21 protein-coding genes and 1 tRNA gene are annotated in these 18361 nt (G+C 42.2%); 16 read left to right on the forward strand and 6 right to left on the reverse strand.

What is annotated here, in order from left to right:
- Positions 1-117 precede the first annotated feature (117 nt).
- From B2W49_RS01095 to panD, 5 genes are all read left to right on the forward strand, one after another.
- A tRNA-Gln gene (locus B2W49_RS01095) sits at positions 118-192 on the forward strand.
- Positions 193-228: 36 nt separating this feature from the next.
- Entirely contained in the window at positions 229-1182 is a 954-nt protein-coding gene (locus B2W49_RS01100; RefSeq protein WP_004972226.1) for a ribose-phosphate pyrophosphokinase, read from the forward strand.
- A gap of 101 nt (positions 1183-1283) precedes the next feature.
- A complete protein-coding gene (gene rplY, locus B2W49_RS01105) occupies positions 1284-1580 on the forward strand; it encodes a 50S ribosomal protein L25 (protein WP_004972228.1) in 297 nt (98 codons plus the stop codon).
- Positions 1581-1598: 18 nt separating this feature from the next.
- The gene (pth, locus tag B2W49_RS01110) at positions 1599-2180 is read left to right on the forward strand and encodes an aminoacyl-tRNA hydrolase (protein WP_004972230.1); all 582 of its coding nucleotides are present in this window, start codon (positions 1599-1601) and stop codon (positions 2178-2180) included.
- Positions 2181-2326: 146 nt separating this feature from the next.
- Entirely contained in the window at positions 2327-2707 is a 381-nt protein-coding gene (gene panD / locus B2W49_RS01115) for an aspartate 1-decarboxylase (protein ID WP_291333782.1), read from the forward strand.
- Between the two features lie 101 nt (positions 2708-2808).
- Here panD and B2W49_RS01120 read toward each other — a convergent pair whose 3' ends face one another.
- Positions 2809-3294 (reverse strand): DUF1289 domain-containing protein, encoded by a 486-nt coding sequence (locus tag B2W49_RS01120; RefSeq protein WP_291333784.1) that lies wholly within the window; start codon positions 3292-3294, stop codon positions 2809-2811.
- 219 nt (positions 3295-3513) lie between these two features.
- Between B2W49_RS01120 and B2W49_RS01125 the strand changes: the two genes are divergently transcribed.
- The 5 genes from B2W49_RS01125 to B2W49_RS01145 all read left to right on the forward strand — a co-directional run bounded on the left by B2W49_RS01125 (position 3514) and on the right by B2W49_RS01145 (position 6989).
- A complete protein-coding gene (locus B2W49_RS01125) occupies positions 3514-4446 on the forward strand; it encodes a rhodanese-related sulfurtransferase (RefSeq protein ID WP_291333786.1) in 933 nt (310 codons plus the stop codon).
- 336 nt (positions 4447-4782) lie between these two features.
- Complete coding sequence (locus B2W49_RS01130) at positions 4783-5070, forward strand: hypothetical protein (RefSeq protein ID WP_291333788.1); 288 nt, start codon at positions 4783-4785, stop codon at positions 5068-5070.
- A gap of 75 nt (positions 5071-5145) precedes the next feature.
- Positions 5146-5760 (forward strand): DedA family protein, encoded by a 615-nt coding sequence (locus tag B2W49_RS01135; RefSeq protein ID WP_291333790.1) that lies wholly within the window; start codon positions 5146-5148, stop codon positions 5758-5760.
- 47 nt (positions 5761-5807) lie between these two features.
- A complete protein-coding gene (locus B2W49_RS01140) occupies positions 5808-6224 on the forward strand; it encodes an ABZJ_00895 family protein (protein WP_291333792.1) in 417 nt (138 codons plus the stop codon).
- A gap of 222 nt (positions 6225-6446) precedes the next feature.
- The gene (locus B2W49_RS01145) at positions 6447-6989 is read left to right on the forward strand and encodes a hypothetical protein (protein ID WP_291333794.1); all 543 of its coding nucleotides are present in this window, start codon (positions 6447-6449) and stop codon (positions 6987-6989) included.
- 144 nt (positions 6990-7133) lie between these two features.
- Here B2W49_RS01145 and B2W49_RS01150 read toward each other — a convergent pair whose 3' ends face one another.
- Positions 7134-7658 carry a YecA family protein gene (locus tag B2W49_RS01150; RefSeq protein ID WP_291333796.1) on the reverse strand — a complete coding sequence of 175 codons (525 nt, stop codon included), beginning with the start codon at positions 7656-7658 and terminating at the stop codon, positions 7134-7136.
- Positions 7659-7726: 68 nt separating this feature from the next.
- Positions 7727-7936, reverse strand: a complete 210-nt coding sequence (locus B2W49_RS01155) for a PA3496 family putative envelope integrity protein (protein ID WP_004972246.1) — start codon at positions 7934-7936, stop codon at positions 7727-7729.
- Between the two features lie 373 nt (positions 7937-8309).
- Between B2W49_RS01155 and rpoD the strand changes: the two genes are divergently transcribed.
- The 6 genes from rpoD to B2W49_RS01185 all read left to right on the forward strand — a co-directional run bounded on the left by rpoD (position 8310) and on the right by B2W49_RS01185 (position 14870).
- Positions 8310-10196 (forward strand): RNA polymerase sigma factor RpoD, encoded by a 1887-nt coding sequence (gene rpoD / locus B2W49_RS01160; protein WP_291333799.1) that lies wholly within the window; start codon positions 8310-8312, stop codon positions 10194-10196.
- Positions 10197-10309: 113 nt separating this feature from the next.
- On the forward strand, positions 10310-10603 hold the full coding sequence (locus B2W49_RS01165; protein WP_291333801.1) for a YbeD family protein: 294 nt from the start codon (positions 10310-10312) through the stop codon (positions 10601-10603).
- A 152-nt stretch (positions 10604-10755) separates the two neighbouring features.
- Positions 10756-11412 (forward strand): lipoyl(octanoyl) transferase LipB, encoded by a 657-nt coding sequence (lipB, locus tag B2W49_RS01170; RefSeq protein WP_291333803.1) that lies wholly within the window; start codon positions 10756-10758, stop codon positions 11410-11412.
- A gap of 75 nt (positions 11413-11487) precedes the next feature.
- Complete coding sequence (locus B2W49_RS01175; RefSeq protein WP_291333805.1) at positions 11488-12021, forward strand: hypothetical protein; 534 nt, start codon at positions 11488-11490, stop codon at positions 12019-12021.
- 1 nt (position 12022) lies between these two features.
- Positions 12023-13207 (forward strand): iron-containing alcohol dehydrogenase, encoded by a 1185-nt coding sequence (locus B2W49_RS01180; RefSeq protein WP_291333807.1) that lies wholly within the window; start codon positions 12023-12025, stop codon positions 13205-13207.
- 268 nt (positions 13208-13475) lie between these two features.
- Positions 13476-14870, forward strand: a complete 1395-nt coding sequence (locus tag B2W49_RS01185) for an APC family permease (protein ID WP_291333809.1) — start codon at positions 13476-13478, stop codon at positions 14868-14870.
- Positions 14871-15062: 192 nt separating this feature from the next.
- Here B2W49_RS01185 and B2W49_RS01190 read toward each other — a convergent pair whose 3' ends face one another.
- From B2W49_RS01190 to serS, 3 genes are all read right to left on the reverse strand, one after another.
- Complete coding sequence (locus tag B2W49_RS01190) at positions 15063-15542, reverse strand: tRNA (cytidine(34)-2'-O)-methyltransferase (protein WP_291333811.1); 480 nt, start codon at positions 15540-15542, stop codon at positions 15063-15065.
- A gap of 37 nt (positions 15543-15579) precedes the next feature.
- The gene (gene cysG / locus B2W49_RS01195) at positions 15580-16953 is read right to left on the reverse strand and encodes a siroheme synthase CysG (RefSeq protein ID WP_291333813.1); all 1374 of its coding nucleotides are present in this window, start codon (positions 16951-16953) and stop codon (positions 15580-15582) included.
- Positions 16954-17016: 63 nt separating this feature from the next.
- Positions 17017-18288, reverse strand: coding sequence for a serine--tRNA ligase (gene serS, locus B2W49_RS01200; protein ID WP_291333815.1), 1272 nt, complete (start codon positions 18286-18288; stop codon positions 17017-17019).
- Positions 18289-18361 lie beyond the last annotated feature (73 nt).

Consider the following 18361-nt stretch of genomic DNA (forward strand, 5'->3'; position numbering starts at 1 on the left):
GTTCGAATCCAGCTACCCCTGCCATTTTCTCGCATTAGACAGAACCCCCAATATTATCGCTATCCTGTTAATTTACCTTGACAGAATGCAGTAAAAATATTAAAGTTCTGCCGCATTAGGGGTATCGCCAAGTGGTAAGGCACCGGTTTTTGATATCGGCATCCGTTGGTTCGAATCCAGCTACCCCTGCCATCTATTCCTACACACACCAACCGCCAAGGGTGCTTCATGCCCAATCTTGTCGTTTTTAGTGGAACCGCGCATCCACAATTCGCTCAAAAAGTCGTAAGCCACTTGCACATTCCTTTAGGTGCTGCATCAGTTTCTACCTTCTCTGATGGTGAGATTGCTGTAGAGATTACCGAGAATGTCCGTGGTAAAGACGTATTTATCGTACAACCTACTTGTGCGCCAACCAATGACAACCTCATGGAAATCTTGGTGATGGCTGATGCTTTGCGTCGTGCAAGTGCTGGTCGTATTACTGCCGTTATTCCTTACTTCGGTTATGCCCGCCAAGACCGTCGTCCTCGTTCTACACGTGTTCCAATTACAGCCAAAGTGGTTGCAGATATGCTAACGACTGTGGGTATTGACCGTGTGGTGATGATTGACTTGCACGCAGACCAAATTCAAGGTTTCTTCGACATCCCTGTAGACAACATTTACGGTACGCCTGCGCTATTGGCTGACCTGCGTCAACAGTCACATGACAACCTCATGGTGGTTTCACCAGACGTTGGTGGTGTGGTTCGTGCACGCGCTGTTGCAAAACAAATGGGTGATATCGATCTTGCAATTATCGATAAACGTCGTCAAAAAGCGAATGAATCACAAGTGATGCATTTGATTGGTGATGTAAAAGATCGTGACTGTGTCATTGTAGATGACATGGTAGATACTGCGGGTACATTATGTAAAGCCGCTGATGCACTGAAAACTTTTGGTGCACGTCGTGTTGTTGCTTATGCAACCCACCCTGTACTTTCAGGCAAAGCAATTGAAAACCTGAAAAATTCTGTGATTGATGAACTGGTTGTTACCGACACCATTCCTCTTTCAGAAGAAGCTCAAGCACTTGGTAAAATTCGCCAAGTATCTGTAGCAAGTATGGTTGCAGAAACAATTCGTCGTATTAACAACGAAGAATCTATTAGCGCAATGTTCGATTCTTATCTATAATGGTGCGCTGAATTTTCAAAGCCCTGCCATTTGGCAGGGTTTTCTATCACTAGATTGGTCGCAGATCTGGTTTATTTAAACTCAAAATAAGGATGTCTATCATGGCAAACTTCGTATTAAACGCTCAAGCGCGTGAAGCAGCTAATCAAGGGAAAGGTGCGAGCCGCCGCCTTCGTCACGCTGCATTAGTTCCAGCTATCATTTATGGTGGCGACGCTGAGCCAGTAACAATCACTTTAGAACTTCGTGAGCTTGTAAAAGCATTAGAAAGCAATGCTTTCTTTGAAGAAGTTGTAGAAATCAAAGTAGGTGACAAAGTTGAAAACGTGAAAATCCAAGCGTTACAACGTCACCCTGCTAAAAACACACCAATGCACGCTGACTTCAAACGCGCATAAGTGTTCGTGGTGTAATTAGTGGCTAATATTTCACTGATTGTTGGTTTGGGTAACCCTGGTAAAGAGTATGCCCAAACCCGCCATAATGCAGGCTTTTGGTTTGTAGAGCGCCTTGCAGATCAATATGGCATTACACTAAAAGCCGATCCTAAATTTCATGGGATCAGCGGACGTGGTAATATCGAAGGTCAAGACGTTCGTCTGTTATTACCCACAACCTTTATGAACCGTTCTGGTCAAAGTGTTGTTCCCTTCGCCAAATTCTATCAAATTGCACCTGAGGCAATGCTGATTGCTCATGATGAACTGGATATGAACCCAGGGATCATTCGCCTAAAAACTGGCGGTGGTCATGGTGGACATAATGGTTTACGTGACATCGTGCCGCACACAGGTCCAAATTTCCATCGATTACGCATTGGTATTGGGCATCCGGGTTCAAAAGAACGCGTGTCTGGTCATGTACTGAGCAAAGCACCAAGTAGCGAGCAAACTTTAATGGATGATGCACTTGCACATGCATTAGGTCGTATCAAGTTACTGGTCAATGGCGAAGTACAACAAGCCATGAATCAAATCAATGCCTATAAACCGAACTGATGAATCCACAATTGTTGAACAATCACACTTGCCATGTCGCTATTTTCAGAGCAAAATGCGTTTTCTGCTCGGAACTGACATCCATTCAGCAGTGTTTGAATTCAACCATAAGATAAAATCTTAGGTCCACTAAGGAGACGCTCACCATGCTATCTCGTTTATTAAAATGCAAAATCCACCGTGCTTTTGTGACTCATGCAGAACTTCACTACGAAGGTTCATGTGCAATTGACGGAACACTCATGGATTTGGCTGGCATTCGTGAATATGAAGAAATCCACGTATGGAACGTGACCAATGGTAAGCGCTTCACAACTTATGCAATTCGTGGTGAAGATAACTCCGGCATCATTTCAGTCAATGGTGGTGCTGCACATCAAGCCAATGTAGGCGATATTATTATTATTGCAACCTTTGGTGACTTTACTGAAGCAGAAGCCAATGCACACGAACCACGTTTAGTCTATGCAAACCCAGACAATACCGTGAGCCACACTGCAAACTGTATTCCTGTACAAGTGGCTTAAGCCATTATTGTACAAAATAAAAAACTCGCAGATTTTGCGAGTTTTTTATGGCTCAATCAAAGTCTATCTACTCTTTACAGACCCATAACAAGAATTACAAATTAGTCATCCTGCAAATTATGCAATAAGCTATGGCTGATGCCATCGGCACGTAAGAATGCAAAGTCATAACTTGCGGTTGCAAGTGCCAACACGCGACGCTCAAATTCCTGCCACAAAGGCCGCACTTCTTTGTAGTGAATACCCAAACCACTTTCATCGGTAAAATGTCGATTTTTTTCACAAATTTTCAGTGCGTGGTATAGCTTACGCCCTTTTGAAGCATCATCACGTAAACGCACACGCTTAGACCGTATAAACCCTTCAACATGACGCAAGTCAGCAAAAGGCAGCATAGGCACTAAAATCTGATCGAGCTGTGCATCTAAGCGACGCCAAACGGCAGTGTGTTGTTCAGGCGTATAGCTGTTCCATTGAATCACTTCATGGTTAAAGCGACGACAACCTCGACAGACAGCATCACCAAACACCGTAGAACAACGACCTGCACACGGGGTTAAAGTGGCAATTTGACGCTCCTTACTCAACACAATACTCCAATATTTAACAACACCTGTTGGCTTATCAATCTGAACACATGATTCTTCTTTGAAACGAGTGGCATCATACCCCGTTCTGCTCCATTTTTAAAATGCTGTGTTGCCCTTTAAAAAACCATGTTCTGTGCTCGGTTTTCTCGCATATTCATACTAAGCAGGTTAGAATATGCGCCTTAAATTTTTGTCATTCATCTATTGGAGTACTCCATGAACGCTACTGTAGAACAGCTTGCACCTGTAGAACAGCCAGCGACCACGACTTGGGTTGTTGCCGCACTTTATCAATTCAAAGAAGTTGCAGATCCCGCCGATCTTCAACAACGCTTATTAAATTTGGTAAATTCAATCAACCTTTGCGGTACTCTTATTGTGGCAGGTGAAGGCATTAATGGAACTGTGGCGGGTGACCGTTCTGCCATTGATCAACTTCACAAATTTCTATTAGATGAAGGCTTTACCGCAATGGAATACAAAGAGTCGCTCAGCTCTGAAAAACCATTCCGTAAAATGAAAATTAAACTGAAAAAAGAAATTGTGACTTTGGGCGTAGACGTAAAACCACGTGATTTAGTCGGTCACTACCTAGACCCTAAAGAATGGAATGAACTGATTGCTCGTGACGATGTCATTCTGATTGATACTCGTAATGACTATGAATACAAAGCAGGAACGTTTAAGGGTGCAATTGACCCGAAAACCGAAACTTTCCGTGAATTTCCAGAATATGTGAAGCAAAACCTAGAACAGCACAAAGATAAAAAAATTGCGATGTTCTGCACAGGCGGGATTCGCTGTGAGAAATCGACATCTTTATTACTGCAAGAAGGTTTTACCGAGGTTTATCACTTAAAAGGTGGCGTGCTTAGATACTTAGAAGAAACACCAACCGATGAAAGCTTATGGGAAGGTGAATGTTTCGTATTTGATGGGCGTACTGCGGTAACTCATGGTATGCAAGAAGGTCAAAACACCAAATGTCATGCTTGCGGTTGGCCATTACTGCCTGAAGAAGTTGCACTACCAAGCTATGAACACGGTGTATCTTGCGTGTACTGTATTGATAAAACCAGTGAGAAACAAAAAGAAGGTTTCCGTATGCGCCAATCACAAATTGCCGCAGCTAAACGTAAACGTCTGTAATCCATTCAGGCTCATACACATCAACAAGGTCTAATCAAAGCCATATTGATGTTGTATCAACCGATCATCTTAAAAAGTCCTCATCCAGTATGCGGACTTTTTTTATGCCGACTCACGCTTCACGCAAGATTACATAGAACATAAAAATACAACGCTTGTTTACTAAGCATTGCGTAATATCCCAAGATTGAGTGATAGCATTCAATCAAAACAAGCCACAAAATCCGTGGCTATATTGGTGCAGAAGTTCAGAATACACTCAACATCTTCCATGCCCCAAAATTCAAGGATCGTTATGTATTCCTAAATTTATATGCCGCAACCTGGAGTGCCGCTATGTCTAAAACAAAAATTTCAACTTCAATGCACACACTACGTTTTACACCTGTAAAAGCAGTGGCTGTTGCGCATAGTGCAACAAACCAAGATTGTTTGGAACAAGAATCACATACTTTTATTGTGGCTTTCGGTGCAATTTTAGGCGGTATTATTGCGGCATTTGTGGGCTACCATCTGCAAGCGCATTTCTTGAATTACGCCCTGCTCTGTGTCATCCCTATCCTCGTGGCGTATAGCTTAAGACGTGTATATATCCACACCCTGACCCATGCAGAGCTTGATTAAATCTACATTGCGCAAGACTTTACTGTTTGACCAATACTGCTTAGGATTGAAGCACTTTTCCAAAGCACGACTTGCATGAACTTAACTGAATGGATTATTTCGATTATGGAACAATTGGGCTATCTTGGTATTGCCCTGTTGATGTTTCTAGATAATGTTTTTCCACCCGTTCCCTCTGAAATTATTATGCCTTCTGCAGGCTACTCTGCATCGCAAGGGCAATTACTGCTACTGGGTGTCATTATTGCGGGCTGTATCGGCTCATTGGTTGCGGCGGCACTGTTATATTGGGTGGGTTATCGTTGCAAACATGAAAGTATTTACCACTGGGTGAGTCGCTACGGTAAATATCTATGGATTAAAGAACAAGATGTCCGAAATTCCTTGCACTGGTTTGAACAATACGGACATCGGATTGTATTTTTTGGGCGCATGATTCCTGCTATTCGTTCTCTAATCAGTATTCCTGCAGGCATGAGCCACATGCCATTTTGGAAATTTATGTTTTATAGTGGTTTAGGTACAATCATTTGGACCACTTTTTTAGCCTGTGTGGGTTATTATTTTGGTGAAAACCAACAATTGATGCAGCAAATTTTCAGTAAGGTCAGTCATGTCATTATTGGATTGGTCCTCTTGGTCATTGTCATTCTTTTATACCTTAGGCATAAACGTAAAATGCGTGGTTAATGCTCGCGTTGCTATTCAATTGAATCAATTTTTTGGGGAAATCAGACATGAAACCATATTTATTATTTTTTGCTGCGGTTTACAGTATTGCGCTGGTGTTACTCATTACCGTATTAATTTTTGGTCTAAAATTAGGTGGTATAACCCTGCTCCCTGCATTAATTGCCGCAGCATTCATTAGTGCAGGCCATTTTGTCAAAAAAGAACAACGCTTACCGAGCAGTGATGAAAAAATTCAACTGGTCTGGGGCTCAAGTGCTGTCGCGATTATTATTGGTAGTTTCTTTGTGTTTTTCTTGGTACTCATGAACCCAAATGCAGAAGAAATTTTAAAAGCAGCAGATAAAGCAGGATTGGCTTTGGCTGCCGTGATCATGCTGTGCCTGATTGCCATTCATGGTGCTGTATTTCATATTGCTTACAACTGGTACGCAAACCGTTACTACCATAAGAAATTCTTATAAAATTTTACTGAATTGTTGTATTAGACACCCAAAACCAACAGCACACACCTAAAAACTACAACTACGCGCAGCATCATACATAAACTTACTTCAGACATGCGCTGTAACTGAAACACCTTGTGAATGGGGTATAAGGCTACATTTTCATCGCCTAAGCTTAGTTCATTCATAGCGATTATGAAAACACAGCAATAACTCATACAACGAGAAAAGGTGATTCGCATGTCAGATTTTAAACGCAATGAACAGATTGACCGTGATGTGGTTAAAAATTTATCCAAAGAAGAACGTGATCGTTTAAATGCCGACCCGATTACAGGTGAGCCGGGTGCCCACCCTGTTGGTACAGGTCTAGGCGCAGTTGGTGGAGCTGCAACAGGAGCAACTGTTGGTGCATTAGGCGGCCCTGTAGGTGCTGTTGTTGGCGGTGCTGTAGGTGCCGTTGTTGGTGGATTGGCTGGTAAAGGCGCTGCAGAAGTAGTAAACCCTACCGAAGAAGAAGCGTACTGGCGTGCCAATAGTCTCAATACTGTCTATTATGCAGAAACACGCAGTCATTACCCAGATTTAGAATATGACCGTGACTACCAAAATGCCTACCGTGTTGGTTATGAAAACCGCCCACATTATGATGCACATACCCGCTTTGAAGATGTCGAACCCGATTTAAAAAGCAAATGGGAACAAATTAAAGGCAGTTCTCGTTTAACTTGGGAACAAGCAAAATTTGCGGTAAAAGATGCCTGGGATCGTGCTACACGCTAATTGGCGTAGTTCAACTAAGTTGAAACATACATCATTGATGTATTCATCCTAGCCACAAAAAAGCACTGCATTTAGCAGTGCTTTTTAAGCTATTCACGCTTTCAAATATACACAAACATGAATCTAACCAATAGATTCGGCAGCTTATTTAGGTGTGTGATACATCAAATACAATTCATTCAGATTTTCTGGAATTTCTTCTGCAATCTCGTCCATTAACTGACCATTGCGACGGAAAGACTCCATTTGCGGGTCTTCTTCATCAATGCCACTAAACACCATCATTGGCAAAGTTAAATCAACCAATTGTTCTTCAAATTCAGGGGTGAACCACGCTTCTTCGTTCAAGAACATCGCATCTACAAAACCAACACTCCAGTCACCTAAGCTAGAATCAACTTCCGCTTCTTCAATTTCAAATGGAAATTCAATGCCTTCTTCATTGGCTAAACTTTGGCGAATACTTTCTAGCCATGCCTTAATTTGCGCGATAATTTCGGCAGGTACTTTGTTTTGATTGCCTTCAAATAATTCATTTAACCATGGGTCAAATTGAGGTCCAACTGCAATGGCACACAAGAAACCATGTGTTGCAGCGAAGTCTAGACCATATTCGTTTTGGTCACCATCTAGATATTCACTTAACAGGTCTAAATCTAAAGCAGTCATTTCAAATCCATAGGTGTCAATTTAGGGATGTAGCATAGCATTTTCAGCGGGTGATGCAGAACCTGATTTTAGTCGTCTTCGTCGTCAAAATCGTCGTCATCGTCAAAATCATAATCAAAATCTTTGAGCTCACGTTCCAAACGACGTTGTGCGAGTAAATCATCAATCAAACGGCGCTTTTCTAAAGATTCTTTCGCGCTTATTTTGTTTGATGCCTCATCGAAATTAACATCATCATCACCGTAGTTATCATCTAGTTCAAAATCTGTAGAAGACACTAAAACTACCTCAGAATGAAAAAATGTGAAGGGTCTAGCCGCTATTTATCTGCCTTTATAAATATTGTCAAGTTTTATTTATTTTTTTCAAAAAACTGCAACATACGCACATTGCAACATACTTTAAAATTTGTGTATATATTAGCAAGTTAGTATCATTATTCAGGATTGGCCCCAATCATAAAAATATTTTGCGGGCAAAAAGGAAATTGACTTGAAAAACAGTAATGAAGCCCCATATTCCAATCACATTCTTCATTCAAACATCATTTTAAAATCATGCTTGATTGATCAATTCCAACCCTATTTAAAGCGAATTGTGCTATCATGCACGGTTTTTCACTGCCACAGATTCAACGAAGAGTAAGCAAAGATGAGCGATATGAATTCCCCTACTTCGCAAGTAGCGGCTCTGATTAGCCGAGGCAAAGAGCAAGGTTACCTAACTTACGCTGAGGTTAACGATCATCTCCCGGACTCAATCACGGAAAGCGAACAGATTGAAGACATTATTCAAATGCTTCAAGACGTCGGTATTCCTGTGCATGAACGTGCGCCTGAATCTGATGATGCAATGTTCGAGGAAAATGCGGAAGCTGCCGACGAAGTTGCTGAAGAAGAAGCTGCAGCGGTACTTGCCTCTGTAGAAAATGAGCCTGGTCGCACCACAGACCCTGTGCGTATGTATATGCGTGAAATGGGCACGGTTGAGCTGTTAACGCGTGAAGGTGAAATTAGCATTGCGAAACGTATTGAAGAAGGGATTCGCGATGTACTTCACTCGATTGCCTACTGGCCAAACGCAGTGCAAGTGGTACTGCAAGAATATAAAGATTATGAAGCGGGTGAACGCCGCCTTGCCGATATTTTATCGGGTTATTTAGACCCTGAAACCGATGAAGAAATTCCAGAAGTTTTAGAAGACGAAGCCGATTTAGACAAAGAAGAAGATACCAGCAAAAAACCGACCAAAGACGTCAAACTTGATGATGACGATGAGGAAGAGGAAGCTGAAGCCGAAGAAGAATCTGAAGCAGATTCAGGTCCAGACCCAGAAATTGCAAAAATGCGTTTTGGTGAGTTGGAACAGGCTTATCTTGCAAAAATTGCAGCCATTGAAAAACATGGTCGTGAAAGTGCTGAAGCTCAAGAAGCTTTAGAAGCTTTAGCGACTGTATTCATGATGTTTAAATTTACGCCACGTTTATTCGATATTATTTCGGAAATGATTCGTGGTACACATGAACAAATTCGTACTGCTGAACGTGAAGTGATGCGTTATGCGGTGCGTCGTGGTCGTATGGATCGTACTGTATTCCGTACCTCATTCCCAGGTCAGGAATCTAACTTTGCTTGGTTAGATGAGCACATTGCCAAAGCACCTGCCGACCAAAAAGGCTATTTGGAAAAAGTACGTCCAGATATTTTGGCGTTCCAACAAAAAATTGCCGATATTGAAAAGGAGCTAGGCTTAGATGTTAAAGGCATCAAAGACATTTCTAAGCGTATGGCAGTAGGCGAAGCCAAAGCCCGCCGTGCGAAAAAAGAAATGGTTGAAGCCAACTTGCGTCTGGTGATTTCGATTGCGAAAAAATACACCAACCGTGGTTTGCAATTCCTAGACTTGATTCAAGAAGGTAACATCGGCTTGATGAAAGCGGTAGACAAGTTCGAATACCGTCGTGGTTATAAGTTCTCAACTTATGCGACATGGTGGATTCGTCAGGCAATTACCCGTTCTATTGCCGACCAAGCGCGTACTATTCGTATTCCAGTGCACATGATCGAAACCATTAACAAGATCAACCGTGTATCGCGTCAATTGCTTCAGGAAATGGGTCGTGAACCGACTCCTGAAGAATTAGGTGAACGCTTGGAAATGGACGAAGTTAAAGTTCGTAAAGTGCTGAAAATTGCCAAAGAGCCGATTTCTATGGAAACGCCAATTGGTGATGATGAAGATTCACATTTGGGTGACTTCATTGAGGACAGCAACATCACTTCACCAGTCGATGCGGCAACCTCTGAAGGCTTAAAAGAAGCGACCCGTGAGGTGCTTGAAAACTTGACTGAACGTGAAGCCAAAGTTCTGAAAATGCGTTTTGGTATTGATATGCCAACCGATCATACTTTGGAAGAAGTGGGTAAGCAGTTTGATGTGACCCGTGAACGTATCCGTCAGATTGAAGCCAAAGCTTTACGTAAACTTCGTCACCCTTCTCGTTCTGAACACTTACGTTCGTTCTTGGAAAATGACTAAGATTGTTGCATAAATGAGCTATTGAAATTTTACAATACAGCCTCATTTATTCAACAAGACCTAAAACGCCTGCCCTATGCAGGCGTTTGATATAGAGATAGAGACATACGCTTATGACGTTATTCAACCGCACCCCATCTCGTGAACTGCAAGAACATCTTTGGGTGTTTCCAATGGATTACCCAATTAAACTCATTGGTGAGGCAGGTGATGAACTACGTATTGCTGTGGTTGAAATTTTAGTGAAACACTTTCCTGAGTTTGATGCACAAAGCATCAGCATTACCCCATCACGCACAGGCAAGTATCATTCAATCACAGCGCAATTACGTTTTGAAGAATTGGAACAAGTGCATGCGATTTATGCAGATTTGGCGGCTTGCCCACTAATTAAAACTGCATTGTAATTTTGTAGATTGATTTTCAATTAACACGCTTTCGGGCGTGTTATTTGTTTTTATGCTGCCAAAATCTTATTCAATCCACAAATCCCCTACAGCTGCTACATTTTCGTATAATAAAATCAATTTCTTGCTTTTATGGATAGGACTGCATCACTGTGGATAATACACAACGGCCAAACCTAATTATTCGTCAATATCATGACCTGACTGACTATGAAGCACGTTTTCAAGAAATGAAACACTGGACTGAACAACGTGATGGTGACAGCCCTGACCAACTCTGGATTTTGCAACATCCGAATGTACTCACCCAAGGGCAAGCAGGCAAAGCCGAACATATTTTAATGGCGACAGATATTCCTGTAGTACAGACTGATCGCGGTGGTCAAGTGACATGGCATGGCCCGGGTCAATTGGTCGCCTATTTCATGTTTGACCTGAACCGTTTGGGCTGGAATGTCCGTACTTTGGTATCATATGCCGAAAACTTGATGATTGAGCTGCTTAAAAAATACGGTATTAAAGCCTATGCCAAAGCAGATGCACCTGGTGTATATGTCAATGAACGAAAAATTGGCTCGCTCGGTTTTAAAATTCGTAAAGGTCGCAGTTATCACGGTTTTGCTCTTAATATTGATTGTGATTTAACAGGTTTTCAAAGTATTAACCCTTGCGGCTATGCAGGTTTAGAGATGGTACGTGTGATGGATTTAGTCAATGACTATCCACATTTTGAAAACTTCTGCGCAGATATCATTGAAACTTTACAAAACAGCGGTTACTTTAATGACGTTCAAGTCATTCACGTATAAATGGCTTTCTTTTCAATAAGAAATAAAATAGAGTATTTACTCTAAATAATGATTTATAACACAGGGATTCAGCGCGTGATTTCAACTAAATCTGTGAAACCCGCTTTGCAACTGGCCTATGTCAAACTCATGATGGATGTGATTGGCAGAGGTTTAGTCATGGCAAGTCAGGTCGATGAAGAAATTAAACAAGAAGTTGCCAAATTTCCCAGCAACTTTGTGTTGTCTATGAAAGTCTTTCCGAATGGTCCAGCCTTTGTTGCCAAAGTCACTGCAGATCATCAACTGGAATTGCTGCAGAATACAGCACAAAAACCAGATTTAACCATTACCTTCAAACATTTAAACCATGCTTATTTGGTTTTTTCCTTTCAGGAAAGTACCGCACAGGCCTTTGCGCATGACCGCATGATTGCCGATGGCGATGTGTCTTATGCAATTCGCTTGGTACGTTGTCTGAATAAAATGGAAGCGCTCATCTTGCCTAAGCTAGTAGCAGAATTGGCGGTAAAACAATACCCGACTGAACTCAGCTTAAAAGAAAAACTATCAAGTGCAGCCAATATTTATTTAAAAGTTGCCCAATCTTATTTCAAACGGAGTGCATAACATGACGAAGCCTTATTACGAATTTTTTTGCCCAGTCAAAGTCATTGCAGGTCATGCAGCACTTGAACACATCCCGTTTGAATTGGCAACCTTAGGCTCTCAGCGCCCAATGATCATTACTGACAAAGGCGTGCGTTCCAACAATTTGCTTGCACCGATTGAAGCTGCTTTTGAATCTACCGATGCCGTAATTGGCTATATTTTTGACGATGTTCCGCAAGATTCAAGTGTGGCAACAGTACGTCGTGCTGCTGAGCTGTACCGTGAAAACAACTGTGATTCCATTATCGCTGTGGGTGGCGGCTCAGTCATTGACACCTCTAAAGCCACCAATATTTTAGTCAGTGAAGGCGGTGAAGACTTGTTGCAATATTCAGGTGCACATAACTTACCACGTCCGCTAAAACCATTTTTTGTGATTCCAACTACATCAGGCACAGGTTCAGAAGTCACAATGGTTGCGGTGGTATCTGACACCGAAAAGAATGTCAAAATGCCGTTTGCATCATATTACTTAATGCCACATGCAGCCATTTTAGACCCACGTATGACGCAAACCTTGCCACCACATTTGACAGCAATGACAGCAATGGATGCCATGACGCACGCCATTGAAGCTTATAGTTGCATGGCAGCCAACCCAATTTCTGATGCTTATGCCACAGCAGCAATTAAGAAAATCAGCAGTAACCTATTCAATGTATTAGATAATCCAAGTGATGAACAAGGTCGTTTAGAATTAGCACAAGCATCAACCATGGCGGGCATTGCATTTTCAAACTCTATGGTGGGTTTGGTGCATTCCTTAGGTCATGCGTTGGGTGCTGTGGCACATTTACCACATGGACTCTGCATGAATTTATTCTTGCCATACGTGTTGGAATACAACAAAGACGTCAATGCTGATAAAATTGCCGAGCTGTTATTACCGTTGGCTGGCGCAGATGTTTACGCACAAACCCCTGCACATTTACGTGCCGATAAAACCATTTCGACACTCTTAGCCATTCGTGACCGCTTATACGCACTGACCAAATTGCCACGTACTTTACAAGAAACAGGTAAAGTCAGCGAAGCGCAATTAGATGAAGTGGCTGAAAAAGCCCTGAACGATGGTTCGATTATTTACAACCCGAAAGAGGCCAATTTAGAAGAACTCAAAGCTATCTTAAAAAAGGCTTGGTAATTCCTACAAAATAGGCCAATATAACCGAAAATCTAGCCTGATGTTTTTCTAAACATCGGGCTTTTCATTGGTAGACTGCTGCGTCTGATGTTTTTTCATCAATATGGCCTTTTTTCTGCTAAAAAAGAAAGCAAAGATACTGACAAAGCGCGTCATTATAGAGTAGATTGGCGCGTTTTTACTTTTTTATGTAGGGGGGATTGTTCGTCTCAAACAATCCTGAACAAACATGACTGATCCTTGATCAACGATTAAGAGGATAACGCCGTTGACAAATATCTCTGGGACTCAATCGGCAGCTAAACTGCAAAAAACGCTAGGACTCTGGCACATTATTATTATTGGTTTAGCCTACATTCAACCGATGACGTTATTCGACACTTTCGGTTTAGTATCGGAAGAAAGTCATTTTCACGTACCCACATCTTATATTTTTGCACTGGTTGCCATTTTGCTCACGTCTTTGAGTTATGGTCACATGATTCGTCGTTACCCATCTTCAGGGTCGGCCTATACCTATGCACAAAAATCCATTCACCCCAATGTCGGCTTTATGGTGGGTTGGTCATCTTGGCTGGATTACCTGCTCTCGCCAATGGTCAACATTATTTTGGCGGTGATTTATTTAGAAGCGTTATTCCCTGAAGTGAATCACTGGATTTGGGTAGTGGTACTCACGGCATTTATGACAGGTGTTAACTTGCGTGGTGCGCGCTTTGTGGCGAACTTTAACAGCTTGATTGTGTTAATTCAGCTGGTGGTGATTGGTGTCTTTACTTGGATGATGTTCACCAAATTACAAGCTGGCTTTAATGCCGATGGCCCAATCACTGCCGAACAACGCTATCAGTTATGGAGCTTAGAGCCTTTCTGGAATGAACTGACTTCGGTAGGCGCATTGATTACAGGTGCAACCCTACTCTGCTTCTCATTTACAGGCTTTGACTCACTCAGCTCACTTGCAGAAGAAACCAAAGATACAGAAAAAACCTTACCAAAAGCGATTTTCTTAACTGCACTAATTGCAGGCGTAATTTTCATTGTTAGCACCTATTTCATGCAGATTTATTTCCCGAATGAACCAGGCAGCTACTTTAAAAATATTGCTGAAACGCAGCCAGAAATTCTACTCTTGGTTGGTGGCTCATTGTTCCAATCTTATGTGCTTGCTTTTGCCATTGTAACGGTAATGGCATCGGGTATTTCGGCACATGCGGGCGTATCACGTTTAATGTACGTGATGGGTCGTGATGGCGTGATCAACAAAAAAATCTTTGGTCATATCAGTCCACGCAACTATACACCTTCATACAATATTTTAATTGTAGGTGCTGTGGCGCTAACTGCTGGTTTTATGGACTTGGATTTTGTCATTTCATTGATCAGTTTTGGCGCTCTCACCGCATTCAGCTTCGTGAACTTATCTGTAATTTCACGTTATGCACTGCGTGATGGTCGTACCAAAGGCTTAAAAGACATTCTCAATTTTGTGATCGTACCATTATGCGGCTTTATTGCAGTCTTTGCTTTATGGCTCGAAGTCGATGAAACTTCATTGAAGTATGGCTTATGGTGGGCGATGTTTGGAGTTTTATACCTCGGTTATAAAACCAAAGGCTTTAAACACCCTGCTCCGCAGCACAATGAGTTTGATGATCGCTAAAAGACAAATAGCATCTCAATTTTAAGAACAGGCGCTTTATGCGCCTTTTCTTGTGCCCGAAATGAGTTGCAGCATTAAATCAGCAAAATAACCAAAACAAAAAAGCTGAGTACAATTTAGCCTCAGCTTTTTATCCATCAAGGAAGATTATTGATGCTGAAGATCGCCCCAATTTAATAAATGAATGTCAAATTAGAGCAATACTTTAAAACCTTGCTGACGCCATGCTTCATACACAATTACAGCCGTTGCATTGGACAAGTTTAAACTGCGTGAGTTTTCTGCCATTGGTAAACGAATCCAGTGCTGTTGCGGAAACAACATGCGTACAGCTTCTGGCAAACCGCGTGTTTCAGGCCCCATCAACAAGGCAACCGGTCGGTTTAAATCTGAAGTATGCGGTGTTTCTGTGCCTTTGGTGGTTAATGGATAAATCGCATCCAAACCCACGCCTTTGCTGTCTAAATCAGCCAAACATTGCTCAAGATTATCCCAAATTTGCATACGTGCCCATTCGTGATAATCCAAACCTGCACGTTTTAGCTTTTTATCATCCAACTCAAAACCTAATGGCTGAATCAAATGTAATTGCGCACCTGTATTGGCACATAAACGAATGATATTGCCTGTGTTGGCTGGAATTTCAGGCTCATATAAAACAACATGAATCACTTGTTTCTCTCACTTTGTCAGGGCGCAATCATACACCCTACAACCATTGTAACTGTTCACGCAGACTCACCACTTCACCAATAATGGTCAAGGTAGGCGCCTGAATTTGGTGCTGTTCGACTTTGCTGGCAATATTCGCCAACGTCCCCACCACCACTTTTTGTTCAGGTGTCGTGCCTTTAGAAATTAAGGCGACAGGCATATCCGCCCGTTGTCCATGCGCAATCAGTTTTTCACAAATGCTTTCCAAGCCAACCAAGCCCATATACAGCACCAAAGTCTGATTTTCATACACCAATTCTGACCACGGCAATTCAGGGGAACCTTCTTTTAAATGTCCAGTCAAGAAACGCACACTTTGCGCATAATCTCGGTGGGTCAGTGGAATACCCGCATAAGCCGCACAGCCCGACGCTGCAGTAATGCCTGGTACGACCTGAAATGACACACCTGCTTCATACAACTCTTGAATTTCTTCACCGCCACGCCCAAAAATAAAAGGATCACCACCTTTTAAACGGCAAACTCGCTTACCTGCTTGTGCATATTTAACCAATAACGCATTAATACCTTCTTGCGGCACAGCATGGTTAGAGCGCGCCTTTCCAACATAAACTTTTTCAGCATCACGGCGGCACAATTCCAAAATGGGTGCAGACACCAAACGGTCATAAATCACCACATCGGCTTGCTGCATTAATCGTAAGGCTTTTAAGGTCAGCAATTCAGGATCACCCGGCCCTGCACCAACCAAATACACCTCGCCTTTCGGTGTTTGCCATTCCGCTAAAGCGTGTTGTATGCTTTGGTTTGCAGCGTCAAGATTGTCATTGAACACCTGTTCTTTAAGAGGGCTAGCATATAACTCCTCCCAAAAAATACGGCGCTCTTCTGGATTTACAATTTTCTGTTTTACCGCTGCACGCCACTGACCTGAAAACTCAGCCAGTTTTCCCATGCCATGCGGAATACTGCTTTCCAGTTGAGTACGAATTTGACGTGATAACACGGGAGATGTGCCATTACTTGCAACTGAAATCACTAAAGGCGAACGGTCAATGATCGCAGGCACCATAAAACGACAATGTGGCGGATCATCAACACTATTGACCAGCACATTTTCGGCTTCGCAAGCTGCAAAAACTTGCTGATTGACCAAATTGTTATCTGTTGCAGCAATCACCAAACGATAGTGACGCAACGCAGTAGATGAACTAAAAACATCCTGCACATACTGCCCATGACTCTGCTGCACCAGTTGCAGTAAACTGTCATCAATTTCAGGAGCAAGTACATCAATTTTTGCGCCCGCTTTAGCCAGTAACAGTGCTTTACGATAAGCAATATGTCCACCGCCCACAATCAAACAAGGTTGCTGCTGCAACTTTAACGAGATTGGAAAAATATCCACACGAAACCTCAATATTTAAATCTGTTTGTAAGCAATTTCATCCTAAGCCGAATCTTACTCAACTTAGTCTATAAACTCTAAACCGCCCATGTACGGACGTAATACTGCAGGAATTTCAATCGAACCATCAGCACGTTGATAATTTTCCATAACGGCCAATAAAGTACGTCCTACAGCCAGACCTGAACCGTTTAATGTATGCACAAATTCAGTTTTCTTTTGGTCGGCACGGTAGCGTGCTTTCATACGACGCGCTTGGAAATCACCCATGTTTGAGCATGATGAAATTTCACGGTAGGTATTTTGACTTGGCACCCAAACTTCTAAGTCGTAGGTTTTTGTTGCACCAAAGCCCATATCGCCACCGCATAGAATAATTTTACGGTACGGTAAACCAAGTGCCTGTAAAATGCCTTCAGCATGTCCAGTCAATTCTTCTAAAGCCTGCATTGAGGTTTCTGGCTTTACGATCTGCACCATTTCGACTTTATCAAATTGGTGTTGGCGGATTAAACCACGAGTATCGCGACCATAAGAACCCGCTTCGCTGCGGAAACAAGGTGTATGCGCGGCATATTTTAATGGCAAGCGTTCAGGGTCAATGATTTCATCACGTACAAAGTTGGTGACAGGAACTTCGGCAGTTGGAATTAGATAGTATTCTTTTTCACCTTGTAATTTGAATAAATCTTCTTCAAATTTAGGCAGTTGCCCAGTACCACGCAGTGATTCTGCATTGACTAAATACGGTACATAAGCTTCGGTATAACCGTTTTGAACAGTATGCGTATCTAACATGAACTGTGTAATTGCACGTTGTAAACGCGCCAACGGCCCTTTCAGAACACTAAAACGGGAACCTGTCAGTTTGGTTGCAGTTTCAAATTCCAAACCACCCATCATTTCGCCAAGGTCGGTATGATCTTTAATTTCAAAATCAAACTGGCGTGGTGTACCCCATTTCAATACTTCTACATTATCAGCTTCATCTTTACCTTCAGGCACAGACTCATCGGGCAAGTTTGGAATAGACAGCAATTTGGCTTCTAACTCATCTTGCAATTCTGCCAAAGCCACTTCAGCAGTTTTGATTTCATCACCAATGGCAGCCATACGTGCCATAATTTCAGAAGCATCGCCACCTGCTTTTTTAATCTGACCGACTTGTTTGGCACCCGAATTACGTTCTGCCTGTAAGGCTTCGGTTTTAGATTGCAATTCTTTACGACGTGCTTCGAGTGCTGCCCACTCTGCCACATCTAACTGCACACCACGTTTTGCCAAGGCTAAATTTACAGCCTCAATATTATTTCTGAGTAATTTCGGGTCAATCATAGCCAATCTTGGAATAAGAAAAAAACTGGCTATAGTGTAAGCGCTTCGGGTTAAAAAATACAGTAACCCGATT

Origin of the sequence: Acinetobacter sp. UBA801, from assembly GCA_002296655.1 — a bacterium.
Lineage (GTDB): Bacteria > Pseudomonadota > Gammaproteobacteria > Pseudomonadales > Moraxellaceae > Acinetobacter.